At 75.4% G+C, this 22,861-nt stretch carries 21 protein-coding genes and 1 pseudogene; 13 read left to right on the forward strand and 9 right to left on the reverse strand.

Annotated features, from left to right (window positions below; translation table 11 throughout):
* Positions 1 to 8 precede the first annotated feature (8 nt).
* From Q3W71_RS23745 to Q3W71_RS23755, 3 genes are all read right to left on the reverse strand, one after another.
* The gene (locus Q3W71_RS23745; RefSeq protein ID WP_302921635.1) at positions 9 to 1,835 is read right to left on the reverse strand and encodes a long-chain fatty acid--CoA ligase; all 1,827 of its coding nucleotides are present in this window, start codon (positions 1,833 to 1,835) and stop codon (positions 9 to 11) included.
* 137 nt (positions 1,836 to 1,972) lie between these two features.
* Positions 1,973 to 2,914, reverse strand: coding sequence for a terpene synthase (locus tag Q3W71_RS23750; protein ID WP_302921636.1), 942 nt, complete (start codon positions 2,912 to 2,914; stop codon positions 1,973 to 1,975).
* Positions 2,915 to 3,039: 125 nt separating this feature from the next.
* Positions 3,040 to 3,669, reverse strand: coding sequence for a TIGR03085 family metal-binding protein (locus tag Q3W71_RS23755; protein ID WP_302921637.1), 630 nt, complete (start codon positions 3,667 to 3,669; stop codon positions 3,040 to 3,042).
* Between the two features lie 201 nt (positions 3,670 to 3,870).
* Between Q3W71_RS23755 and Q3W71_RS23760 the strand changes: the two genes are divergently transcribed.
* Positions 3,871 to 5,757: an ABC transporter ATP-binding protein gene (locus tag Q3W71_RS23760; protein ID WP_302921638.1), complete on the forward strand. Its 1,887-nt coding sequence runs from the start codon at positions 3,871 to 3,873 to the stop codon at positions 5,755 to 5,757.
* A gap of 173 nt (positions 5,758 to 5,930) precedes the next feature.
* The gene (locus Q3W71_RS23765) at positions 5,931 to 7,727 is read left to right on the forward strand and encodes an ABC transporter ATP-binding protein (protein ID WP_302921789.1); all 1,797 of its coding nucleotides are present in this window, start codon (positions 5,931 to 5,933) and stop codon (positions 7,725 to 7,727) included.
* 91 nt (positions 7,728 to 7,818) lie between these two features.
* Here Q3W71_RS23765 and rpsD read toward each other — a convergent pair whose 3' ends face one another.
* On the reverse strand, positions 7,819 to 8,430 hold the full coding sequence (gene rpsD / locus Q3W71_RS23770; protein WP_302921639.1) for a 30S ribosomal protein S4: 612 nt from the start codon (positions 8,428 to 8,430) through the stop codon (positions 7,819 to 7,821).
* 69 nt (positions 8,431 to 8,499) lie between these two features.
* On the opposite strand from rpsD, the gene Q3W71_RS23775 reads away from it, so the two are divergent.
* Positions 8,500 to 9,258 carry a DUF2470 domain-containing protein gene (locus Q3W71_RS23775; protein WP_302921640.1) on the forward strand — a complete coding sequence of 253 codons (759 nt, stop codon included), beginning with the start codon at positions 8,500 to 8,502 and terminating at the stop codon, positions 9,256 to 9,258.
* A gap of 418 nt (positions 9,259 to 9,676) precedes the next feature.
* Here Q3W71_RS23775 and Q3W71_RS23780 read toward each other — a convergent pair whose 3' ends face one another.
* The 3 genes from Q3W71_RS23780 to Q3W71_RS23790 form a co-directional block, all read right to left on the reverse strand.
* The gene (locus Q3W71_RS23780; protein ID WP_302921641.1) at positions 9,677 to 10,273 is read right to left on the reverse strand and encodes a TetR family transcriptional regulator; all 597 of its coding nucleotides are present in this window, start codon (positions 10,271 to 10,273) and stop codon (positions 9,677 to 9,679) included.
* Between the two features lie 70 nt (positions 10,274 to 10,343).
* Complete coding sequence (locus Q3W71_RS23785; RefSeq protein ID WP_302921642.1) at positions 10,344 to 11,099, reverse strand: ABC transporter permease; 756 nt, start codon at positions 11,097 to 11,099, stop codon at positions 10,344 to 10,346.
* A complete protein-coding gene (locus Q3W71_RS23790; RefSeq protein ID WP_302921643.1) occupies positions 11,096 to 11,836 on the reverse strand; it encodes an ABC transporter ATP-binding protein in 741 nt (246 codons plus the stop codon). The genes Q3W71_RS23785 and Q3W71_RS23790 overlap by 4 nt, the downstream gene beginning before the upstream one ends.
* Before the next feature lie 109 nt (positions 11,837 to 11,945).
* Between Q3W71_RS23790 and Q3W71_RS23795 the strand changes: the two genes are divergently transcribed.
* The 5 genes and pseudogenes from Q3W71_RS23795 (at position 11,946) to Q3W71_RS23815 (ending at position 16,018) form a co-directional block, all read left to right on the forward strand.
* Positions 11,946 to 12,341, forward strand: a complete 396-nt coding sequence (locus tag Q3W71_RS23795; protein ID WP_302921644.1) for a MerR family transcriptional regulator — start codon at positions 11,946 to 11,948, stop codon at positions 12,339 to 12,341.
* Between the two features lie 160 nt (positions 12,342 to 12,501).
* Positions 12,502 to 13,095, forward strand: a pseudogene (locus tag Q3W71_RS23800) (phosphoribosyl-AMP cyclohydrolase); the annotation flags it as partial.
* A 183-nt stretch (positions 13,096 to 13,278) separates the two neighbouring features.
* Positions 13,279 to 13,713 carry a phosphoribosyl-AMP cyclohydrolase gene (gene hisI, locus Q3W71_RS23805; RefSeq protein ID WP_302921790.1) on the forward strand — a complete coding sequence of 145 codons (435 nt, stop codon included), beginning with the start codon at positions 13,279 to 13,281 and terminating at the stop codon, positions 13,711 to 13,713.
* Positions 13,710 to 15,263 carry an anthranilate synthase component I gene (locus tag Q3W71_RS23810; protein ID WP_302921645.1) on the forward strand — a complete coding sequence of 518 codons (1,554 nt, stop codon included), beginning with the start codon at positions 13,710 to 13,712 and terminating at the stop codon, positions 15,261 to 15,263. Before hisI ends, Q3W71_RS23810 begins: the two co-directional genes overlap by 4 nt.
* A gap of 173 nt (positions 15,264 to 15,436) precedes the next feature.
* Positions 15,437 to 16,018 carry a Trp biosynthesis-associated membrane protein gene (locus Q3W71_RS23815; protein WP_302921646.1) on the forward strand — a complete coding sequence of 194 codons (582 nt, stop codon included), beginning with the start codon at positions 15,437 to 15,439 and terminating at the stop codon, positions 16,016 to 16,018.
* Here the strand turns inward: Q3W71_RS23815 and Q3W71_RS23820 are convergent.
* Entirely contained in the window at positions 16,011 to 16,268 is a 258-nt protein-coding gene (locus tag Q3W71_RS23820; protein WP_302921647.1) for a hypothetical protein, read from the reverse strand. The two genes, Q3W71_RS23815 and Q3W71_RS23820, sit on opposite strands and share 8 nt — an antisense overlap.
* A gap of 439 nt (positions 16,269 to 16,707) precedes the next feature.
* On the opposite strand from Q3W71_RS23820, the gene trpC reads away from it, so the two are divergent.
* From trpC to trpA, 3 genes are all read left to right on the forward strand, one after another.
* Positions 16,708 to 17,511 carry an indole-3-glycerol phosphate synthase TrpC gene (gene trpC, locus Q3W71_RS23825; RefSeq protein ID WP_302921791.1) on the forward strand — a complete coding sequence of 268 codons (804 nt, stop codon included), beginning with the start codon at positions 16,708 to 16,710 and terminating at the stop codon, positions 17,509 to 17,511.
* A 114-nt stretch (positions 17,512 to 17,625) separates the two neighbouring features.
* Complete coding sequence (trpB, locus tag Q3W71_RS23830; protein ID WP_302921649.1) at positions 17,626 to 18,858, forward strand: tryptophan synthase subunit beta; 1,233 nt, start codon at positions 17,626 to 17,628, stop codon at positions 18,856 to 18,858.
* Between the two features lie 3 nt (positions 18,859 to 18,861).
* On the forward strand, positions 18,862 to 19,665 hold the full coding sequence (trpA, locus tag Q3W71_RS23835; RefSeq protein WP_302921650.1) for a tryptophan synthase subunit alpha: 804 nt from the start codon (positions 18,862 to 18,864) through the stop codon (positions 19,663 to 19,665).
* A 144-nt stretch (positions 19,666 to 19,809) separates the two neighbouring features.
* Here the strand turns inward: trpA and Q3W71_RS23840 are convergent, their stop codons facing one another.
* On the reverse strand, positions 19,810 to 20,355 hold the full coding sequence (locus Q3W71_RS23840; protein ID WP_302921651.1) for an NUDIX hydrolase: 546 nt from the start codon (positions 20,353 to 20,355) through the stop codon (positions 19,810 to 19,812).
* Positions 20,356 to 20,456: 101 nt separating this feature from the next.
* Between Q3W71_RS23840 and lgt the strand changes: the two genes are divergently transcribed.
* Both lgt and Q3W71_RS23850 read left to right on the forward strand, forming a co-directional pair.
* Positions 20,457 to 21,662 carry a prolipoprotein diacylglyceryl transferase gene (gene lgt / locus Q3W71_RS23845; RefSeq protein ID WP_302921652.1) on the forward strand — a complete coding sequence of 402 codons (1,206 nt, stop codon included), beginning with the start codon at positions 20,457 to 20,459 and terminating at the stop codon, positions 21,660 to 21,662.
* Between the two features lie 10 nt (positions 21,663 to 21,672).
* Positions 21,673 to 22,860: an NAD(P)/FAD-dependent oxidoreductase gene (locus Q3W71_RS23850; protein WP_302921653.1), complete on the forward strand. Its 1,188-nt coding sequence runs from the start codon at positions 21,673 to 21,675 to the stop codon at positions 22,858 to 22,860.
* The last annotated feature ends 1 nt before the right edge of the window (position 22,861 follow it).

The raw sequence follows: 22,861 nt of genomic DNA on the forward strand, positions 1-22,861 counted from the left end.
CCGGTCGCTCAGATCTCGGCGAGGGTGCCGGCGTACATCTTCTCGATCTCGGTCGCGAAGTTGGTCTCCACGCCCCGGCGCTTGATCTTCAGCGACGGGGTGATCTCGCCGTCCTCGATGGTCAGGTCGCGCGGCAGGATGGTGACCTTCTTGATCGTCTCCCAGCGGTTGAGCTTGCTGTTGAGCTGGGCGACGTACTCCTCGACCATGGCCTGCGCCTCGGGCGAGGCGACGATCTCGGCGTAGCTGCGGCCCTCCAGCGGAGTGCCGGCCGCCCAGCCCTTGATCGCGTCCGGGTCGAGGGTGACCAGCATGGTGCAGTAGTTGCGCGCCTGGCCGATCACCACCGCCTGCGAGGTGTACGGGCAGGTGGCCTTGAACATCCCCTCGATGTGCGAGGGCGCGATGTACTTGCCGCCGGAGGTCTTGACCAGGTCCTTCTTCCGGTCGGTGATCTTCAGATAGCCGTCGGCGTCCAGCGTGCCGATGTCACCGGTGCGGAAGAAGCCGTCCTCGGTGAACGCCGCGGCGGTCTCCTCGGGGAGGTTGTGGTAGCCGCGCATCACCGGCCGGCCGCGCACCAGGATCTCGCCGTCGGTGTCGATCTTGCACTCCAGGTCGCCCATCGCCTTGCCGACGGTGCCGATGCGCAACCCCTCCGGCGGGTTGACGAAGTTGCCGGCGCTGGTCTCGGTGAGGCCGTAGCCCTCCGAGATCGGCAGGTTCGCCGCGGCGAAGAAGGTGGCGATGTCCGGGCTGAGCGGGGCGGCGCCGGAGACGAGCACCCGGATCCGCCCGCCGAGGCGGGCCTGGAGCTTGCTGAACACCAGCTTCTCGGCGACCGCGTAGCGCAGCTTCAGCCCGGCCGGGACCGGCTTGCCGGCCTGCTCGAGGGCGACCTTCTCCTTGCCCACCCGGACGCCCCAGGCGAAGATCTTCGCCTTCGCGCCGCCGGCGTCCTGCGCCGTGGTGACGGCCTTGTTGTAGACCTTCTCGAAGACCCGCGGCGCGCCGCACATCAGCGTCGGCTTGACCACCGCCAGCAGGTCGACCAGCTTGTCCACCCGGCCGTCGACGTACGTCGGCAGGCCCACGTGGATCGCGCCGCAGAGCAGGGTCTTGCCGAACGAGTGGGACAGCGGCAGCCAGAGGTACTGCAGGTCGTCGTCGCGGAGCAGCCCGAGCTCGGCCTGCGCGACGCCCTCCCAGCACCACCCGCCGTGCAGCAGCTCCACACCCTTGGGCCGGCCGGTGGTGCCCGAGGTGTAGATGAGCGTGGCCAGGTGGTCGGGGCCGAGCCCGGCGACGATGTTCTCGATCAGCTCCGGCTCGGCGGCGAGCCGGGCCGCGCCCCGCTCCTCCAGCTGGGTCAGGGTGAGCTGGGGTACGGCGGCGGCCGGGTCCGGCTCGCCGTCGAAGAGCACCACGTGGGTCAGCGCCGGCAGCTGCGCTCCGGCGATCTTCGCGGCCTGGGCCGGGTTCTCGGCGAACAGCACCCGGGAGCCGGAGTCGGCGATGATGTACGTCGCGTCGTCGGGTTCGGTGGTCGGGTAGACGGTGGTGGTGGCGCCACCGGCGCACATGATGCCCAGGTCGGCGAGCACCCAGTCGAGCCGGGTGTTGGCCAGGATCGCCACCGGGTCCTCCTGGCCGACGCCGAGGTCGTGCAGGCCGGCCGCGATGGCCTTGGCGCGGGTCGCCACCTGCGCCCAGCTCAGCCAGACCGGGCCGGAGTCGTCCGGGGACGGATGGGCGAAGGCGTCACGGTCGGGGGTGGCCGCGACGCGCTTGAGGAACATTTCCGGGATGGAGCGGTACGGTACATCGAGAGCCATCGCTGTAGCCGCCTTCGGGGGTGGAGGCGTGACGGTCGTCACGTCGGTGTTCGTTACCGAAGAGTATTGCCTGCCTCGTGGCGTCGGCTAGCCCCCCGACCGTCGGTCGGCTCCATCCCGCCTGGTGGGACGCGGATTCAGGCGTACCGGGCGGCCACCAGTGACCAGTCGTAGGTGGCCCGGATCCAGTTACGCCGTGCGACCAGCGCCGGGTGCAGTTCGGCGTCGCCCTGGCAGCGCAGCGTCGCCTCCGCGGCCAGGTAGGCGGCGAGCGCGTCGTTGAACCGGTCGGCCGCGGCCCGCAGCGCCGCCTCCTCGTCGCCGCCGGTCTCCCGGGCGATCACGGTGACCAGGTTGTGCCCGTCCGGCGCGGACCGCCGCTCCTTGCCGTACGAGAAGACGTCGTTGCACCAGCAGACCAGGTCCATCGCGAGCAGGTCCAGCGCGACCAGCGCCGGCTCGGTCCGCCGGTCCGCCGCCGGGTGCCCGCCGAGGGCCAGTTCGGTGAGGGTGAGGCTGGGGCCGACCGCGCCGGTGTGCCGGCGCATCTGCACGTACTCCGCCAATCCCGGCACCCGCTCCCGCTCCCGGTTCGCCGCCTCCCAGAGCAGCGCCAGCAGGTAGTCGCGCACCTGGGCGGCGAAGCGCAGCAGCATCGCCGGCGCCCCGGCCGCCCGGACCCGCCGGCACAGGTCGTCCAGCGCGTCGCCGAGCGGGCCGGCGGCGGTCGGCAGCGGCGCCGCCGGGTCGCCGTGCCGGTCCAGCACGTCGAGCAGCGCGGCCACCGTCGGCGCGAGCCGGGTCGGCGCCTCGCCCAGGCCGTCCTCGTCGCAGGCGTCGTCCACCACGAACAACCAGGCGACCAGGTCGGAGAGCAGGCGCAGTCGCTCGACCGGGCCGTCCGGGCAGGCCCGGCCGGCCAGCCCGGCGACGTCGGCGCGGCGCAGCCGCTGCCCGCTATCGATCAGCCCGAAGTCGCGCGCCCACTCGATGCTCTGTCGGGCCACCAGGTCCGTGCTGTCATGACGCCCGGCGGGAAAGGGGGGTTCCCGCAGCGCCGAGACCGCGAAGGTCCGCATGCCGCCCCCAGTCGCGCCGTCCCCCCACGGGACGACGCGGCAAAGCCTACGGGAGCAGGGATCGGCACCCATCGTTCGGGTGGTCGGACTTTCATGTCTCTGCGTGACCGATTGTGCACACTGGGTCACAAGCCCAGGTGGGCCGCGCGAAGCCGCTCGGCCGACTCCGGCGTGCCGTCGATCTGCACCCGGGCGACCCGCTGCCGGCCGGTGAGGAAGAGCGCCAGCTCGCCCGGGGCACCCACCATCCGCACCGGCTCGCCGCCGCGCCCCACGCTGAGTTCGCCGTGCCCGGGCGCCTGGACGAACAGGTCGGCCGGGAACCGGCGCAGCGCCAGCCGGGCCAGCGGCGCGCAGCGCCGCCACAGCGCCGCGGAGAGGCCGGCCGGCAGGTCGCGCGGCTGCCACCGCTCCCCGGCCCGCCGGACGTCCTCGTGGTGGATGAAGAACTCCAGGGTGTTGGCCAGCTCGTCGGTCACCGGGTTGCTCACCGGGCTCCACACCGGCGGGCGGCGCAGCTGGCCGACCAGCTGCGGCCAGGGGCGGGCGGCGATCCGCCGGCGGACCCGTTCGGCGTACCCCCGCAGCGGCGCGAGCACGATGCCCCCGGCGGCGTCCGGCCGGCGCTCCCGGACCACCAGGTGCGCGGCCAGGTCGCGGGTGGTCCACCCGGTGTTGACCGTCGGTGCGTCCGGTCCCAGCGTCAACATCAGGTCGGCGAGCGCCTCGCGCTCCGATCGGGCGTACCGCGACATGGATCGATCCTAGGCCGAACCCGCCCGGGCCGTGCCCGGCCGGCGGCGGGTTGTCGGAGGGCCGGTGCAGGGTTGGCGGCGGGTTGGCGGCGGCCGGGCGGCGCGGCGGGCGTGACGCCGGCCATACCGGTCCGGGTCGGCGGAGCTCGCCCCGAACGGTAAGGATGAGGGGGATAATTGCGGCTTACGGCGGGGGAGAGCGTGGCGAGCAGGACGAGTCGGGACGTGCTCGGTCGGGGGCTGGCGGTCCTCGGTCGGGCGATCCGGGAGCAGCCGCGCATCTTCGCGGTCGCGGTCGCGGGCAGCGTGCTGTTCGGCAGCATGGTGATCGCCAGCGCGTACGTCGTCGGCACGGTGGTCGGCGACGTGGTGGTGCCCGCGATCGCCCGCGGCTCGGTGGGGGTCGGCACGCTCGCGCTCGCCGCCACCGCGCTGTTCGGGATCAGCGTGCTGCGGGTGGCCGGCATCGTCGGCCGCCGCCTCGGCGCCGGCTACATGCAGTACCGCCTCCAGGCCGCGTACCGCCGCCGGGTCACCCGGCGCTACCTGGAGCTGCCGCTGTCCTGGCACCACCGCAACGCCACCGGCACCCTGCTGTCCAACGCGAACTCCGACGTGGAGGCCGCCTGGTACCCGATCGCGCCGCTGCCGTTCGCGGTCGGCACGCTGGTGATGCTGGTCGGCGCGGTGGCCTCGCTCTTCGTCACCGACTGGGCGCTGGCCCTGGTCGGGCTGGCCGTCTTCCCGGCGCTGTTCGCGCTCAACGTGGTCTACTCCCGCCGGATGGCGCCGCGGCAGGCGCGGGCGCAGCGGCTGCGCGCCGAGGTGAGCGGCATCGCGCACGAGAGCTTCGACGGCGCCCTGGTGGTCAAGACGATGGGCCGGGAGGCGCAGGAGACCCGCCGGTTCGCCGAGCGGGCCGGCGAGCTGCGCGACGCGCTGGTCTCGGTGGGCCGGCTGCGCGGCGTCTTCGACCCGATGCTGGAGACGCTGCCCAGCCTCGGCACGCTCGCCGTGCTGGTGGTCGGCACGTTCCGGCTGCGCCAGGGCGCGATCAGCGTCGCCGAGCTGGTCAGCGTGGCCTTCCTGTTCACCGTGCTGGCGTTCCCGGTGCGGGCCATCGGCTGGGTGCTGGCCGAGCTGCCGCGCAGCGTCGCCGGCTGGGACCGGGTGCGCCGGGTGCTCGACGCCACCGGCGAGATGCCGTACGGGGACACCGTGCTCGACCCGGCCGACCCCCGGCCGGCGACGCTCACCTTCACCGACGTCTGCTTCGGCTACGAGCCGGCCGAGGCGCACCTGCCCGGCACCGAGGTGCTCGGCGAGGTCTCCTTCACCGTGCCCGCCGGGAAGACCGTCGCCCTGGTCGGGCCGACCGGCGCGGGCAAGTCGACGATCGCGTCGCTGGCCGTCCGGCTGGTCGACCCGCGGTCCGGCACTGTCGCCCTGGACGGGGTGGACGTACGCCGGCTGACCGCCGCCTCGCTGGCCGGCACCGCCGCGCTGGTGGCCCAGGTGCCGTTCGTCTTCGACGACACCGTCCGGGCCAACATCACCCTGGACCGGCCGGGCATCGGCGACGACGACGTCTGGGCGGCGCTGCGGCTGGCCGAGGCGGACGGGTTCGTCGCGGCGCTGCCCGACGGGCTGGACACCCGGGTCGGCGAGCGCGGCACGTCGCTCTCCGGTGGCCAGCGGCAGCGGCTCACCCTGGCCCGTGCGCTGGCCGGCCGGCCCCGCCTGCTGGTGCTCGACGACGCGACCAGCGCGGTCGACCCGCGGGTGGAGGCGGCCATCCTGGCCGGGCTGCGCTCCTCGGCGGCCGACTCCGCCACGCCGGCCGCGTCGATCCTGGTGGTCGCCTACCGCCGGGCCACCATCGCGCTGGCCGACGAGGTGATCTACCTGGAGCAGGGGCGGGTGGTGGCCCGGGGCACCCACGCCGACCTGCTCGCCACCGTGCCCGGCTACGCCGACCTGGTCACCGCCTACGAGCAGGCCGAGGTCGACCGCGCGCAAGAACGGCCGTACGACGACGAGGCCACGCCGCCGCTGGCCTCGGGCCTGGAGATCGAGGTGGACCGGTGAGCAGTGCAGCGGAGCGGAGCCCCGCAGTCGCGAACGAAAGGCAGGCCCGGTGAGCGCGAGGAGTGCAGCGCAGCGGAGCCCCGCAGTCGCGAACGAAAGGCAGGCCCGGTGAGCGCGAGGAGTGCAGCGCAGCGGAGCCCCGCAGTCGCGAACGAAAGGCAGGCCCGGTGAGTGTGACGGCGTCCGAGCAGCGGGCCGAGGCGGCCGCGCAGGCCGAGCCGGTCGAGACGACGTGGCGGACGCTGCGGCGCGGGCTGGCGCTCTCGCCGGAGCTGCGGGTCGGCCTGGCCGGCACGCTGGCCCTGGCGCTGGTCTACATGGTCGGGCGGGCGGCCGTGCCGGTGGCCGTGCAGCAGGGCATCGACCGGGGCATCGTCGGCGGGCTCGACCTCGACGTGGTCTGGACGGTGGTCGGCATCACCGCCGCGGTGCTGGTGGTGACCACGCTCTGCGGCTACCTGATGATGCGCCGGCTGTTCACGGTCAGCGAGACGGCGCTGGCCAACGTGCGGATCCGGGCGTTCCGGCACGTGCACGACCTGTCGATGCTGCACCAGCAGGCCGAGCGGCGCGGCTCGCTGGTCTCCCGGGTGACCAGCGACGTCGACCAGATCACCCAGTTCCTCCAGTGGGGCGGCGTGATCCTGGTGATCAACCTGGGTCAGCTGGCGGTCACCACGGTGGTGATGCTGGCGTACTCCTGGCAGCTGACCCTGGTGGTCTTCGCCGCCTTCCTGCCGGCGGTGTTCGTGATCCGGGTGCTCCAGCGCCGCCTTGGCGCGGCGTACGGGGTGGTCCGGCAGCGCACCGGCGCGCTGCTCGGCGCGATCGGGGAGAGCGTGGTCGGGGCGCCGGTGATCCGGGCGTACGGGATCTCCGGGCGGACCGCGCGGCGGCTGGACGAGGCGATCGACGGCCAGCGGCGGGCGCAGCAGCGAGCGATCCGGATCAGCATCATGGGCAGCTCGGTCGGCGAGCTGGCCGCCGGGTTGGCACTGGCCGGCGTGGTGGTGCTCGGGGTGAGCCTGGGCGCCGACCGCACGCTGAGCATCGGCGAGGTGACCGCGTTCCTGTTCCTGGTGACGCTCTTCATCCAGCCGGTGCAGATCGCCACCGAGGTGCTCAACGAGGCGCAGAACGCGATCGCCGGCTGGCGGCGGGTGCTGGACGTGCTCGACGTGGCCCCGGACGTGGCCGACCCGGGGGAGCAGGGCCGGGAGCTGCCGCCGGGCCCGCTGGACATCCGCTTCTCCGGCGTGCGCTTCGCCTACCCGGGCGGCCCGCCGGTGCTGCACGACATCGACCTGGAGATCCCGGCGAAGAGCCGGGTGGCGGTGGTCGGCGAGACCGGCAGCGGCAAGACCACCTTCGCCAAGCTGCTCACCCGGCTGATGGATCCGACCGCCGGGACGGTGCTGCTCTCCGGCGTGCCGCTGGACCAGGTCCGGTTCGACTCGCTGCGGTCCCGGGTGGTGATGGTCCCGCAGGACGGGTTCCTGTTCGACGCCACGGTGGCGGACAATGTCCGGTTCGCCCGACCGGAGCTGACCGACGAGCAGCTCGCCGCGGCCTTCACCGAACTGGGCCTGGCCGACTGGCTGGACGGGCTGCCGTCCGGGCTGCGGACCCCGGTCGGCGAGCGCGGCGAGGCGCTGAGCGTGGGGGAGCGGCAGCTGGTCGCGCTGGCCCGGGCGTACGTGGCGGACCCGGACCTGCTGGTGCTGGACGAGGCGACCAGCGCGGTCGACCCGGCCACCGAGGTGCGGCTGCAACGCACCCTGGACGCGGTGACCCGGGGCCGGACCACCCTCGCCATCGCGCACCGGCTCTCCACCGCGCAGTCCGCCGACGAGGTGATCGTGGTGGACCGGGGGCGGATCGTCCAGCGCGGCCCGCACGAGGAGTTGCTCCGCGACCCCGACTCGGTCTACGCCCTGCTCTACGCCTCCTGGCTGGAGCAGACCCGCTGACTCCGCCCCGCGATCGCGTAGTTTCCGCCCCGGCGACAGCGGGGAATGCCGCGGATCCCGGGCGCCGACCGCACGATCGCGGGGCGTGCGGTCAGCGGGAGTAGAACTCCACCACGAGCTGCTCGTCGCAGACCACCGGCACCTCGGTGCGGGCGGGCTCGCGCAGCAGGGTGGCGCGCAGCTCGGTCAGGTCGACCGACAGGTAGGGCCGGGTCGGGCCGTCGCCGGCGTTGGCGCCGGTGGCGGCGAGCTGGAAGGGCAGCGCCTCGCGGCTGCGCTCGCGCACCGCCACCACCTGGCCGGGGCGCAGCCGGTAGGAGGGGCGGTCGACCTTGCGCCCGTCGACCGTGAAGTGCCCGTGGCTGACCAGCTGCCGCGCCTGGTAGATGCTGCGGGCCAGCCCGGCCCGGTGCACGACCGCGTCGAGCCGGCGCTCCAGCAGCGCGATCAGGCTCTCGCCGGTCTTGCCGGTGCCGCGGGCCGCCTCGTCGAAGACCCGGCGCAGTTGCGCCTCGCTGACGTTGTACTGGTGGCGCAGGCGCTGCTTCTCCAGCAGCCGCACCTGGTAGTCCGAGGTCTTGCGGCGCTGCCGGCCGTGCACACCGGGCGGGAAGGGCCGGCGCTCGAAGTACTTCACGCACTTGCGGGTGAGGGGGATGCCGAGGGCCCGGGAGAGCCGGGCCTTGGGCCTGGGGTGGTTCACGCTGGACGTCTCCGTTCCGGTGCTCTAGCCTGCACTTAGGTAAGCCTAACCTATTAAGGAGGTCGTGCCATGCGGCCCAGCCCCGCGGAGATCGTCCGAACCCTGGTGGCGGGTCGACTGCCCGGCCTCGTCCACGTGGCGCACCGGCCCGGCCCGCACCACGTCCGGCACGTCACCGATCCGGAGGGGCGGGTGCTGCTCCTGGTGCCGGTGGTCAGCGACCTCGCCGCCGCGCTGCGCCCGGCCGACGGCGACACCGACGTCCCGGCGGTGCTCGACGTGCTCGACCTCCCCCCGTCCGCCGGGGCGCCGTCGCTCGGCCGGGCCTGGGTCTCCGGCTGGGCGGCCCGGCTCGACGGCGACGAGGCCCGGCAGGCCGCCCTCGACTTCGCCGCCGTGGACCCGACCGGTGACCTGCTCGACGTCGGCACCCGGTTCCGGCTGTTCCGCTTCGAGGTGGCCGAGGCCCGCTGGGACCGCGCCGGCTCCGTGCGCCGGATCGACCCCGAGGTGTACGCCGAGGCGGAGCCGGATCCGCTGCACCCGGTCGAGGGGGAGCTGCTGGCCGACCTCGCCGAGCACCACGCCGCCGAGGTGACCGGCTACCTGCGCCGGCAGCTCGGCCTGGCCGACGGCGGCGGTCACGGCGTGCCCCGGGTGGTGCGGATCGACCGGTACGGCCTGATGGTGTCGTACGGCCGGCCCGGCGCCCGGCGACGGGCCCGGCTGACCTTCCCGCACCCGGTCGCCGACCACGCCGAACTGGCCCGGCTGCTGCACCCGATGCTGTGCCGGGCCGCCGCGGCCGGCCACGCCGAACCCGCCTGATCACCACCCGCCCTCCGCGTCCGGTGCCCCCGGGTTCGGGTGCACGCGTGGTCGCGGGGGCGACAACAGGTGCACCCACAGCTGACCGGCCGCTTGTGACCGCCTGTGGTGCGCGCCGCTGCCAGCGGCGGTCGGGCCTGCCGGCGGAGCCGCTTGGCCCGCTTGCCCGAGGTCTGGGTGGGTCTGTGGTTGGTGGGCGACACCGGTCTGCGCCCGAAACCGGTGCGCGGCGGCCGGCGGTTCCGGGCGGGCACGGCGGCCATGTTCCGGGGTGCCCGGTAGCCGGCATGATCGACTCCACGCCGCCGATATGGGGCCGTCCACGACGACTCGATACCGCCACGTCGGCGAAACGACGCGCGCCCTCAACGGTGCGGCTCCAGACACCGCCTGCCCGCGCGCGGAGCGGGGCTCGGGGTCAGGTCGGCAGGTCGCCGGTGAGGTAGCGCTGCACGGTGGGGGCGACCACGGCGACCAGGGTCTCCGCCGGGGCGGAGGCGATCGGTTCCAGCCGTACCACGTGCCGCATGACGGCCAGCCCGATCAGCTGGCTGGCCACCAGCGAGCCGCGCAGCGGCAGCTCGGCCGGGTCCACGTCGAGGTGGTCGAGCACCCGGCGGAGCACCTGGGTGACCAGGAACTCGCGCAGCAGCCGGGCGGTCCACTCGTTGCTCATCGCCGAGCGCAGCAGCGCCACGCCGGCCGTGCCGGCCGGGGAGTCCCAGACCCCCAGGAAGAGCCGGACGAGCCGCTCGCCGATGCCGTCGCGGTCGCCGGCGACGATCCGCGGGATCAGCTCGCCCGGGTTGACGGGCGCGTTCATCGCGGCCAGGAAGAGCTGGTCCTTGCTGCCGAAGTAGTGGTGCACCAGGGCCGGGTCGACCCCGGCCGTGGCGGCGATGGCCCGGATGGAGGCCGCGTCGAAGCCCCGTTCCGCGAACGCCGTGCGCGCCGCGTCGAGGATCGCCTCCCGGGTGTCCGGCTTGCCTGGTCGTCGGCCGGTCCGCCGTGCCATCGCCGCCCTTCGCTCGTACTCGTCAGGTCGCCCCGCCCCGGCCCGCCGCGGGGCCGGGACGGGGCGCCGGTCAGCCGCTGCGCCGCCGCAGGGTGGCCGCGGCCAGCACCAGCGCCAGCACCGCCGCGCCGGCGACCACCGCGACGTCCCGCCACATGGTGCCGGTCGGCTCGGCGTTCGCGCCGACCTCCTGCAACGCCTCGACGGCGTACGACAGCGGCAGCACGTCGCTGACCGCCTGCAACCAGCCGGCCATCTCGCCCCGGGGCACGAAGAGCCCGCAGAGCAGCAGCTGAGGGGCCACCACGACCGGCATGAACTGTACGGCCTGGAACTCGGTGCGGGCGAAGGCGCTGCAGAACAGGCCCAGCGCCACCGCGAGCACCGCGTTCAGCGCGGCGACCAGGATGACCAGCCCGCTGCTGCCGGCGGTGTCCAGGTCGAACAGCCAGTACGCCACGGCCGAGGCGACGGTGGCCTGCACCGCGCCGGCCAGCCCGAAGGCGATGCCGTAGCCGAAGAGCAGGTCGGCCTTGGCCAGCGGCGTGGTGAGCAGGCGCTCCAGCGTGCCGGTGGTGCGCTCGCGGAGCATCGCGATGCTGGTCACCAGGAACATCACGATGAACGGGAAGAAGCCGAGCATGATCAGCGCGATCCGGTCGAAGGCGGACGGCTGGCCGGGCGCGGCGGGCTGGTCGGCGTACATGTAGTAGACCAGGGTGAGCAGCAGGGCCGGCACCACCAGCAGCAGGGCCACGGTGCGCCGGTCGTGGCCCAGCTGGCGCAGGATGCGGCCGGTGGTGACCGCCAGGATCCTCGGGTTCACGACGCCTCCCCTCCGGCCGCGCCGGCCGTCTCGCCCGCCCTGATCAGCCGCAGGAACGCCTCGTCGAGGTCGGCCACCCCGGCGGCGGCCCGGATCGCGTCCGGGGTGTCGTCGGCGATCAGCCGCCCCTCCCGGATGAGCAGCAGCCGGTCGCAGCGGGCCGCCTCGTCCATCACGTGGCTCGACACCAGCAGGGCCGTCCCGCCGGCGGCCAGCTCGTGGAACCGGGCCCAGAGGTCGGCCCTCAGCACCGGGTCCTGCCCGACGGTCGGTTCGTCGAGGATGACCAGCTCCGGGTCGCCGACCAGGGCGCAGGCCAGCGACGCCCGGCTGCGCTGGCCGCCGGAGAGGGTGCCGACCAGTTGGGTCGCGGCGTCGGCGAGCCCGACGTCGGCCACCGCCCGGTCGGCATCGGCCCGGCCACGCCCGTGCAGCGCGGCGAAGTAGCGGGCGTTCTCCCGCACCGTGAGGTCGGCGTAGACGCTGGGCGCCTGGGTCAGGTAGCCGACCCGGCGGCGCAGCTCGGCCGAGCCGGCGGGCCGGCCCAGCACGGTCACCGTGCCGGCGGTGACCACCTGCACCCCGACCACCGCGCGCATCAGCGTGGTCTTGCCGCTGCCGCTCGGGCCGAGCAGCCCGGTGACCGCGCCGCGCGGCACCGTGGCGCTGATCCCGTGCAGCACCCGCCGCCCGCCCCGGTCGACGACCAGGTCGCGGACGGCGATCGCGTCGTCCATCGCCCACCTCCCCAAAACTCAACGCCTGATGAACTCAACGCTAGATGAGATACCGCCGTGCGCGCAATGGGCTTGACTTCGAGTGGGCTCGAACTGGAAGCCTGGGACCGTGGACATCAGCACGCGGCAGGACACGCTCACCGTCGGCGAGGCGGCCGAGCGGGTCGGCCTCACCACCTACACGCTGCGTTGGTACGAGCAGGAGGGGCTGGTGGCCCCGGTCGGGCGGGACTCGGCCGGGCGGCGCCGGTACACCACCGGGGACGTCGACTGGCTGTTCCTGCTCACCCGGCTGCGGCGCACCGGGATGCCGGTGCGGGACATGCGCCGCTACGCCGAGCTGGCCCGCCAGGGCGACAGCACGCTCGGCGCCCGGCGGGCGCTGTTCGAGGCGCACCGGGCCCGGGTGCTGGCGCGGATGGCCGAGCTGGGGGAGGACCTGAGGGTGCTCGACCACAAGATCGACGCGTACCGGCGGGCGGAGGGCCGCTGCGAGGGGTCATAGGCCCCGGACCGGACACCGCGTCCGCCATCGGGCATTGCGCCCTGATCAGGGCGTACGGCACGATGTCGCGGTGGACTACCCTCCGTCACCGGACAGTGGGTTCCTCGCCGACTGGACCGCCCGGCTGCGGGCGGCGGCCGAGCGGCCCGTGGTCGGCATCATGCTGCGCGGCAGCCATGCCCGGCGGGCCGCCACCGCGCACAGCGACGTCGACGTCGACGTGCTGCTCGGCGGCGCCCCGTACGCCGCCCGCCGGGCCTACCTGGCCGAGCACGCCGGCCGGCTGACCCACGTGTCGGTGGCCGCCCGGGACGTCCGGTCCTGGGTGAGCCGGCTCGGCGAACCGGCCGACTGGGCGTTCGGGCTGCCGGTCGCCGCGCCGGCCCGGCTGCTCTGGGCCGACCCGCACTGGCGGCCCCGGATCGACCTGCCGGTGCTCTGCCAGCCGGCCGGCGAGCCGCAGCTGGAGGAGCTGGTCGCCACGCTCGGTAAGGTCGCCGCGGCCCGGGACGCCGGCGACCACCTCGGCGTCCGGCTGGCCGCCGCCGACCTGGCCCGGCTCTGCCCGTCCGTGCTCCGGCTCGCCAACGCCTCGGTCCGGGTGGTCTCCCGCCGGGCCGCCTTCGCCGCCGCGCTCGCCCTGCCGGTCGCACCCCCGGGCTACCGCGACGACATGCTGCTCTGCCTCGGGCTGCGGCCCGGCTCCACCGGCCAGCTCAGCGCGGCCGCGGCCCGCCTGGTCACCGGCGTCCTGCCGCTGGTCCGCCGGTACGCGGCCGAGATCGCCGAGGTCGCCGGGACGGACCTGGCCGAGGCGCTGGTCGACGGCCGGCTGGACCGCTACGTCGCCCAGCTCACCCGGCCCGCCGGCCGGCCGCCACGCCCCCGGCGGGAGCCGTCGCCGGTGCCCGCGCCGCGTGCGGGACAATGGGTCACTGTGTCCGTACCTGACGCGCCGGTGACCGGCGCCCACACCCGCCCGAGCGGGCCGGCGGACGGCGGCCCGGCCCGCCCGTCCCGGCTCGACCCGGCCATCGCGGCCCGGCTGCGCCGCACCCCGGACGGCCTGGTCGCCGCCGTGGTCCGCGCCCACGACACCGGCGAGGTGCTGATGGTCGCCTGGATGGACGACGAGGCACTGCACCGCACGCTGACCACCGGCCGGGCCACCTACTGGTCGCGCAGCCGGCGCGAGTACTGGGTCAAGGGCGCCACCTCCGGCCACCACCAGTACGTCCGCTCGGTCGCCCTCGACTGCGACGGGGACGCGCTGCTGGTCAGCGTCGAGCAGGTGGGCGCCGCCTGCCACACCGGGCACCGCAGCTGCTTCTTCACCGAGCTGCCGGTCGACGCGGCGGGGGACCGGTCGTGACCGACGGCCGGGTGAGCCCCGACGCCGCCACCTTCGCCGCGCTGGCCGCCGACCGGCGGGTCGTCCCGGTCACCCGCCGGCTGCTGGCCGACGCGGAGACCCCGGTCGGGGTCTACCGCAAGCTCGCCGGCGGCCCGGGCACCTTCCTGCTGGAGTCCGCCGAGCAGGGCGTCGGGTCCGCCGGCCTGGCCTGGTCGCGGTACTCGTTCATCGGCGTGCGCAGCAGCGCCACGCTGGTCGAGCGGGACGGCCGGGCGACCTGGCTGGGGCAGCCGCCGGCCGGGCTGCCGACCACCGGCGACCCGGTGCAGGTGCTGCGGGCCACGGTCGAGGCGCTCGCCGGCCCGGCCACCGAGCCGGCCGCCGGCATGCCGCCGCTGACCGGGGGCATGGTCGGCTACCTCGGCTACGACCTGGTCCGGCGCTTCGAGCGGCTGCCCGAGCTGACCGAGGACGACCTGAACCTGCCCGAGCTGGGCATGATGCTCGCCACCGACCTGGTGGTGCTCGACCACTACGAGGGCTCGGCGATCCTGGTCGCCAACGCGGTGCTGCCGCCGCCGGACGCGCCGGACCGGGACGCGGCGGTCGCCGCCGCGTACCACCACGCGGTGGGCCGGCTCGACGCGATGACCACCGCGCTGTCCCGGCCCATCCCGCCGATGATCTCGACGGTGGAGCGCCCGCCGGCCGGCGAGGTGCGCAGCCGTACGCCCGACGGTGGCTACCCGAAGGCGGTGGAGGCGGCCAAGGAGGCGATCCGGGCCGGCGAGTGCTTCCAGATCGTGCTGGCGCAGCGGTTCGAGCGGGAGACCCACGCCGATTCGCTCGACGTCTACCGGGTGCTGCGCACCACCAACCCCAGCCCGTACATGTACCTGCTGCGCTTCGACGACTTCGACATCGTCGGCTCGTCGCCGGAGGCGCACCTGAAGGTGACCGTCGAGGCCGACGGACAGCGCCGGGCGCTGCTGCACCCGATCGCCGGCACCCGGCCGCGCGGCGCCACCCCGGCCGCCGACGCCCGGCTCGCCGCCGAACTGCTCGCCGACCCGAAGGAGCGGGCCGAGCACGTGATGCTGGTCGACCTGGGCCGCAACGACCTGGGCCGGGTGTGCCGCCCGGGCACCGTCGAGGTGCCCGAGTTCGCCACCATCGAGCGGTACAGCCACGTCATGCACATCGTCTCGACGGTGGTCGGCACGCTGCGCTCCGACCGCACCGCGTTCGACGCGCTGGCCGCGACCTTCCCGGCCGGCACCCTCTCCGGCGCGCCCAAGGTGCGGGCCATGGAGATCATCGAGGAGCTGGAGCCGGTCCGGCGGGGCCTGTACGGCGGCACGGTCGGCTACTTCGGCTTCGGCGGCGACCTCGACATGGCGATCGCCATCCGCACCGCGCTGATCCGCGCCGGCCGGGCGTACGTGCAGGCCGGTGCGGGGGTGGTGGCCGACTCCGACCCGGCCGCGGAGGACCAGGAGACCCGCAACAAGGCGGCCGCCGTGCTCGCCGCCATCGCCGCCGCCGAAACCCTGAGGCCGGCCCGGTGAGCGCGAGGAGTGCAGCGCAGCGGAGCCCCGCAGTCGCGAACGAAAGGCAGGCCCGGTGAGCGCGAGGAGTGCGGCGCAGCGGAGCCCCGCAGTCGCGAACGAGAGGCAGGCCCGGTGAGCGCGAGGAGTGCGGCGCAGCGGAGCCCCGCAGTCGCGAACGAGAGGCCGGCCCGGTGAGCGGGGCCGAGGGGGCGCGGCCGGGCGCGGGGCGGCGCGAGCTGACGTACGCCGTGCTGCTCTGCCTGGCCGGCGCGGGCCTGGCGCTGTGGGCGGCGACCCGCACCTGGTCGGTGGAGCTGGCCGCCCGGCCGGCGCCGTTGCCCCCGGTGCGGGACGCGCACACCGGAGCGGGCCTGCTGCCGTGGCTGCCGGCGCTGGCCGTGGTCGGGCTGGCCGGCGGCGGCGCGGTGCTGGCCACCCGGGGTCGGCTGCGGCGGCTGCTCGGCGGGCTGCTGGCCCTGCTCGGGCTCGCCGTGGCGGCCGGCGGGGGCTACGGGCTGTCGGCGTCCTTCCCGGGCGAGGTGAGCCGGCACTGGCCGGCGCTCTGCCTGCTCGGCGGGCTGGTCGCCGCCGCCGGCGGGGTGCTCACCGCGCTGCGCGGCCAGCGGTGGCCGGCGATGGGCGCCCGCTACGAACGGCCGGCCCGGAAGGTGGCCGCGCCCGCCGCGCCGGCCGGGGCCGGACCGGTCACCGGGCGGCGCACCACCGAGGCGTGGGACGCGCTGGACCGGGGCGAGGACCCGACGGTCAGCTGACCGGCTGCCGGTCGCGGGCGGCGGCCCGGGCGGCCGCCAGCTCCGCCACCAGGCGGTCGAGTTCGGCCCGCTGGTCGGCCCGGGCCCGGTCGGCGCAGACCGCCTCCCAGGCGTTGCCCCGGGCGGTCCGCATCCGCGCCTCGCCGACCACGGCCCGCTCCAGGGTGTGCACCACCCCGACGGCGAGCGACGCGACGGTACGGGAAATGATGGTCAGTCCGATGCTCTGGTGGGGCCCGGCAGTACTCATGATCTCTCCGCGCGAGGATCGTCGGCGAACGGGTGGGGCAGGCGCATCGTCGAGTCTGCCCGAGGAAGATGCTGGCCGGCTCACGTTTCGCCGTGGTGACCTACGCGTCAACTCTGCGTCCGGGGCCGCCACCTGCACAGGGCCGTTCGTCCTTGAGCTTCGTCACAGGCGCCCGCCGGGTGCGCCCGGGCGGGATCACGTGGTCCAATGGCGCATGGGTACTCGTCGATGCGGACGGTGGCGCTACGTGATCTGGCCTTCACCGAAGTCGGCCATTATGCCCCAGGCCGTTCCGTGAGCAGCGCCATACCCCCACCTCCCGGCCTCGGGTGGCGCCCCCTAGCATCGGCCCATGACACCCGGAGAGGGGAGTCCGTTGGTGACTGCTGAGCATGCGCACGCGGAGGGGGACGAGGCCGGTCCGGCGGCGTCCGCAAGCGTGCTCGACGAGATCCTGGCCGGCGTGCGCGAGGACGTCGCCCGGCGCCAGGAGCAGGTGCCGCTGGAGCGGATCCGCGAGCTGGCCGCCGCCGCGCCGCCGCCGCTGGACGCGTACGCGGCGCTGCGCCGGCCCGGCGTCGCGGTGATCGCCGAGGTCAAGCGCTCCTCCCCGTCGAAGGGGAAGCTGGCCGAGATCGCCGACCCGGCCGACCTGGCCGGCGAGTACGCCGCCGGCGGCGCGCGGGCGATCAGCGTGCTCACCGAGGGGCGCTGGTTCGGCGGCTCACTGGACGACCTCGCCGCGGTCCGCGCCGCGGTGCCGATCCCGGTGCTGCGCAAGGACTTCGTGGTCTCCAGCTACCAGGTGCACGAGGCCCGGGCGCACGGCGCCGACCTGGTGCTGCTGATCGTCGCGGCCCTGGAGCAGAACGCCCTGGTCGGCCTGCTGGAGCGGATCGAGTCGCTCGGCATGACCGCGCTGGTCGAGGTGCACGACGAGGAGGAGGCCGACCGGGCCCTGGAGGCGGGGGCGCAGGTGATCGGCGTCAACGCCCGTGACCTGCGTACCCTGGAGGTCGACCGCTCGGTGTTCGAGCGGATCGCGCCCGGCCTGCCCAGCAGCGTCGTCAAGATCGCCGAGTCCGGCGTGCGCGGCCCGCACGACCTCATCCGGTACGCCTCGGCCGGCGCCGACGCGGTCCTGGTCGGCGAGGGCCTGGTCACCCAGAAGAGCCCTCGGGAGGCGGTGGCCGAGCTGGTCAACGCCGGCAACCACCCGGCCACGCCCCGCCCGGTGCGCTGAGGCGCGCGCCGGCTCGTCCAGCGAGAGGATTCCGATGAGCGAGCGGAGCGAGCGAGTCGTCAGGCTCAGCGCGGTGGTGCCTCGTGACGGCACGCAGCGGAGCGGAGTGCCGGCATGAGCGCCGACGCCCTGGCCGCCGAGACCGCGTTCCCGGACGCGGCGGGCCACTTCGGCCGCTTCGGCGGCCGGTTCGTGCCGGAGGCGCTGGTCGCGGCGCTGGACGAGCTGGACGCCGCGCACCGTGCGGCGATGGCCGACGAGTCGTTCCGGGCCGAGTTCGCCGCGCTGCTGCGCGACTACGCCGGCACCCCGTCGCTGCTCTACGCCGCCCGGCGGTTCTCCGCGAAGGCCGGCGCGCGGGTGCTGCTCAAGCGCGAGGACCTCAACCACACCGGCGCGCACAAGGTGCGCAACGTGCTCGGCCAGGCGCTGCTCACCAGGCGGATGGGCAAGACCCGGGTGATCGCCGAGACCGGCGCCGGGCAGCACGGGGTGGCCACGGCCACCGCCGCCGCCCTGTTCGACCTGGAGTGCGTGGTCTACATGGGCCAGGTCGACACCGAGCGGCAGGCGCTGAACGTGGCTCGGATGCGGATGCTCGGCGCCACCGTCGTGCCGGTCACCACCGGCTCGCGCACCCTCAAGGACGCCATGAACGAGGCGATGCGCGACTGGGTGGCCAACGTCGACAACACCCACTACCTGATCGGCACCGCGGCCGGGCCGCACCCGTTCCCGGCGCTGGTCCGCGACTTCGTCCGGGGCATCGGCGACGAGGCCCGGCAGCAGTGCCTCGACCTCACCGGCGCGCTGCCGGACGCGGTCACCGCCTGCGTCGGTGGCGGCTCTAACGCGCTGGGCATCTTCCACGCGTTCGTGGGTGACCCGCAGGTGCGGCTGTACGGCTTCGAGGCCGGCGGCGACGGGGTGGAGACCGGCCGGCACGCGGCCAGCATCACCGGCGGCTCCGCCGGGGTGCTGCACGGCACCCGCACGTACGTGCTCCAGGACGCCGACGGGCAGACCTGCGAGTCGCACTCGATCTCCGCCGGCCTGGACTACCCGGGCGTCGGGCCCGAGCACGCCTGGCTGCACGACACCGGGCGGGCCACCTACGCCCCGGTCACCGACGACGAGGCGATGGCCGCGTTCGAGCTGCTCTGCCGCACCGAGGGCATCATCCCGGCGATCGAGAGCGCGCACGCCCTGGCCGGCACCCTGAAGATCGCCCCGAAGCTCGCCGCCGACCTCGGCCGCGAACCCACCATCGTGGTCAACCTCTCCGGGCGGGGCGACAAGGACGTGCACACCGCCGGCAACTACTTCGGCGTCCTCGACAAGGAGTGACTGATGAGCCGGATCGGGGTGGCGTTCGACAAGGCGCGCGCCGACGGGCGGGCCCTGCTGGTCGGCTGCATGCCGGCCGGGTTCCCGACCGTCGAGGGCAGCATCGCGGCGATGACCGCGATGGTCGAGGCCGGGGTCGACGTGATCGAGGTGGAGATCCCGTACTCGGACCCGGTGATGGACGGCCCGGTGATCCAGCGGGCCAGCGACATCGCGCTGGCCGGCGGCGTACGGACGGCCGACGCGCTGCGCATCATCGAGGCGGTCGCGGCGACCGGCGCCCCGGTGGTCACCATGACCTACTGGAACCCGATCGAGCGGTACGGCGTGGACGCCTTCGCCCGCGACCTGGCCGCGGCCGGCGGCACCGGGCTGATCACCCCTGACCTGATCCCCGACGAGGCCGACGAGTGGCTGGCCGCCTCGGACGCGTACGGGCTGGACCGCACCTTCCTGGTCGCCCCGTCCTCCACCGACGCCCGGCTGGCGATGACCGTCGAGCACTGCCGCGGCTTCGTCTACGCCACCGCGATCATGGGCGTCACCGGGGCCCGGGCGCAGACCTCCGAGGCGGCGCCGGTACTGGTCTCCCGGGTCCGCGCGGTCACCGACCTGCCGGTGGGCGTCGGCCTCGGCGTCGGCACCGGCGCGCAGGCCGGCACGGTCGCCGGTTACGCCGACGGCGTGATCGTGGGCAGCGCGCTGGTCCGCTGCCTGCTCGACGTGCCGGACCTCGACACCGGACTGGCCGCGCTCCGCGCGCTCAGCGCCGAACTCGCCGAGGGCGTCCGCAACCCCGCCCGCTGACCACCGCCCCGTCCGCGGCGTTCGGTCCGGCGGCCGGCGCCCGCGCTGGCGCCGCACGTCGCCCGCCCCCGGCGGTGCGGTCGGTGCCCGGCCGGTGCGCCAGCGGCGCGGTGACTGGGACCGGCCGGTGCGCCAGCGGCGCGGTCAGTGCCGGGCGGGCGCGTCGGCGCCGGAGTGACCGTCCCCGGCCCGGCGGTCCGCGGGCTGCCGCGAGCGTTGTCCGGGCGCCGGCCCGGCCGGTGCGGGGCAGTCGACGAGCACGCCGGAGCGGCCCGCCAGCGCGTCGGCGAGCGCGGCCCGGGTGGTGGGGGTGAGCGCCGCCGGCAGGTCGGCGGGGTCGTGCCAGGAGAGCCGGCAGCCGGCCAGCGGCTCGCCCGCCGGCCGGGCACCGATTGCCCGGGCCCGGAAGACGTGCACCAGCACGTCCGGCAGCGGCCCGGCCCGCCCGGCCGGCGCCGGGCCGGCCGCCGGTTGGGCGACGTGGTAGAGGCCGACCAGGTCGAGGACCTCGATCTCCCACCCGGTCTCGGCCCGGATGTCGCGCAGCACCGCCGGCACCGGGCTCTCCGGCCGGCACAGCCGCCCGCCGGGCAGCGCGTAGCGGCGTTCGCCCCGACCCTGCCGGCAGAGCAGCACCCGACCGGCCCCGTCGGTGACGACCGCGGCCACCGCCCAGGTGAGCGCGCTCATGGACAAAGAGCCTACGTCGGTGCAAACCAGAAGTCACCGCGACGCCGCCCGGCCCGACCGGGGTGCCACCGAAGGGGCCCGCAGCGGTAGCGTGTGCATCCGTGAATCTCGCCTCGCTGTCCCCCCAGGCGGCCCTGCCCAGTCCCAGCACCGCCGTCTGGCAGCTCGGCCCGGTGCCGCTCCGGGCGTACGCGCTGTGCATCATCCTCGGCATCGTGGTGGCCTGCGTGGTCACCGAGTACCGGCTGCGCCGGCGGGGCGTCGCCCCGGGCGCGGTGCTCGACATCGCGGTCTGGGCCGTGCCGGCCGGCATCATCGGCGCCCGGATCTACCACGTGATCACCTCGCCGGAGAAGTACTTCGGCACCGGCGGCGACCCGATGAAGGCGTTCGCCATCTGGGAGGGTGGTCTCGGCATCTGGGGCGCGGTGGCCGGCGGCGCGCTCGGCGCCTGGATCGCCGCCCGCCAGCTCGGCATCCCGTTCGCCGTGGTGGCCGACGCGCTCGCGCCCGGCCTGCCGCTGGCGCAGGCGGTGGGCCGGCTCGGCAACTGGTTCAACAACGAGCTCTACGGCGGGCGGACCACGCTGCCCTGGGGGCTGGAGATCCACCGGATGGACCCGGACAACCCCGGGCACGCGCTGCGCGACGACGCCGGGCGACCGATCCTCGAACCGGGCCTCTACCACCCGACCTTCGCCTACGAGCTGCTCTGGAACGTCGGCGTCGCGGTGCTGGTCTTCGTGCTCGACCGCAAGCTGCGCCTCGGCCGGGGCCGGGCGTTCGCGCTCTACGTGATGGGCTACACCGCCGGCCGGTTCTGGATCGAGCTGATGCGCACCGACGAGGCCAACACCATCCTCGGCGTCCGGCTCAACGTGTGGACCGCCGCGCTGGTGTTCCTCGGCGCCCTGGTCTACTTCGTGCGCGTCCGCGGCCCCCGGGAGTACCTCGTCCCGGTCGGCGCGGCGGCGGCGCCGACCCCGCCGGAGTCCGACGTCTCGCAGGTCGACCTCTCCGCCACCGAGGCCGGCGCGCAGCCGGCCGCGCCGGAGGGCTACCGGGTGGTCAGCGAGGAGCAGTACCGCAGCTGGCGGGAGGCCGGCGAGGTGCCGGCCGACCCGGACGCCGCGCCGGCCGGGCAGACCGACCGGGACGCGACCGGAGCACCCGAGGACTCCGCCGAGACCGGGGACGCGGCGGCGGCCGGCGACCCGGAGAGCGGCGACCCGGAGACCGGGGAGACGACGGCGCGGGACGAGCGGGCCGGCGCGGCCGGCGCCCGCCCCGCCGACCGCGACAGCTGAGCGGAGAACCATGCGTAGCGCGGTGGTGGTCGGCGCCGGGATCGGCGGCCTCGCGGTCGCCGGGGCGCTGGCCCGGTCCGGCTGGCAGGTCACCCTGCTGGAGCGGGCCGACCGGATCCGTCCGGAGCCGACGGCCGTGGTGCTCTGGCCCAACGGGGTACGCGCGCTGCGCGCCCTCGGCCTGGGCGCCGGCCTGGAGGCGATCGCCACACCGGTGCCCGACGGCGGCATCCGCCGCCCGGACGGGCACTGGCTGGTGCAGCCCCGCCCCACACCGGCCGACCGGATGCCGGTGGTGGTGCACCGGGAGGACCTGCACGACGCGCTGATCGCCGGACTGGGCGACGGGGTGGAGCTGCGCACCGGGGTGACCGTGCGGACGGTACGCGCCGCCGCCGGGGCCCGCCCGGCGGTCGGCGACGGCCGGCACACGCTGGAGGCCGACCTGGTGGTCGCCGCGGACGGCACCGACAGCGAGCTGCGCCGCCAGCTCGCCCCGGAGGCCGGCGTGGTCAGCTCCGGGTGCGCCGCGTGGCGGGCGGTGATCCCCTGGTACCGCGCGCCCCGGCTGCCGGACGAGGTGCCGGTGGGTGGCGAGACCCTCGGCGCCGGGTACCGGTTCGTCTCCGCCTCGCTGGGCGAGCGCGGCTCGTCGGGCGGCTCCAGCCGGGGCGGCATCTACTGGGTGGCCACCGCGGCCGGCGCGCCCCGGCCGGAGCCCCCCGAGACCCAGCTCGCCCTGCTGCGCCGCTGGTACGCCGGCTGGCCGTCCCCGGTCACCGAGCTGCTCGACGCCACCGACCCGGCCGACCTGGTGCAGCAGGAGATCCGCGAGCTGCGGCCGCTGCCCCGCACGTACGCCTTCCCGGCCGGCCCCGGCGGGGTGGTGCTGCTCGGCGACGCCGCGCACGCCATGCCGCCGCACCTCGGCCAGGGCGCCTGCCTCGCCTTCGAGGACGCCGCCACCCTGGCCACACTGCTGCGCGAGTCCCGGCTGCCCGACGCGCTGGCCGCGTACGACCGGACACGCCGGCCCCGGGCGGCGTCGGTGGTCCGCCAGGCCCGCCGGATGTCGGCGGTGCTGCGCACCCGCGGCCGGCTCGCCCTGCGGGCCCGGGACGCGGCCCTCGGCACGATCAGCCCCCGGCTGCTCTCCAGCGCCGCCACCACCGCGGCGGCCTGGCGGCCGCCGAGCTGAC

It is taken from the genome of Micromonospora sp. C28SCA-DRY-2 (assembly GCF_030519475.1).
Taxonomy (GTDB): domain Bacteria; phylum Actinomycetota; class Actinomycetes; order Mycobacteriales; family Micromonosporaceae; genus Micromonospora.